Annotated in this window: 1 protein-coding gene; it reads left to right on the forward strand. The window is 63.5% G+C overall.

Going from position 1 to position 724, the window contains the following annotated elements; all coding sequences use genetic code 11:
- Window positions 1-129: 129 nt before the first annotated feature.
- On the forward strand, window positions 130-724 hold a 595-nt coding region (locus ASU03_RS20490), incomplete at its 3' end, for an alpha/beta hydrolase (RefSeq protein ID WP_082627382.1).

Here is a 724-nt window from a genome sequence, read left to right on the forward strand (position 1 = left end):
CCTGATCCTTGACGTGGGCGGCTACTACAAGAACGTGATCACCCTGGCGCCGTCCCTGGAAATCAGCTACCCGGAAATCGACCTGGGCTTGAAGCTGCTGGAGCAACTGCTGACCCGAGCGATGAAGCGGTGAACCTGGCCGATATCGATCTCGGCGAAGGCAACGCCGGCTTCGTTCTCGGCAACGGTCCGGTCGGGGTCCTGTTGATCCACGGCCTGACCGGCACCCCGACCGAGTTGCGTCGGGTGGCCCAGGGCCTGGTCAAGGCGGGCAATTGCACGGTGTACGTGCCGACCCTGGCCGGGCACTGCGGGGGCAACGACGACCTGCAGGCCACCGGCTGGCGCGATTGGTACGAGGGCGTGCGCAAGACCTTTGTCGGGGTGCAGCAGCGCCATGCGCAGGTGTTCGTCGGTGGCTTGTCCATGGGTGCGTTGATGTCGATGTACCTGGCTTCGGAATTTCCGGGCCAGATCGCCGGGTTGCTGATGTACTCCACGACCCTCAAGTACGACGGCTGGAGCATCAACAAAATGGCGTTCATCACGCCGTTGCTGATCCGCATCCCGTTCGGCGTGCGCCTGTTCCGCTTTACCGAGAAGCCGCCCTACGGCATCAAGAACGAACGCCTGCGGGCCATCGTCGAGCGGCAGATGAAAGAAGGCGAGAGCAGCGAGGCCGGGCTGTTGACCATGGAAGGCGTCACCGTGCGCGAGTTGCACT

It is taken from the genome of Colwellia sp. TT2012 (assembly GCF_001440345.1).
Lineage (GTDB): Bacteria > Pseudomonadota > Gammaproteobacteria > Enterobacterales > Alteromonadaceae > Colwellia.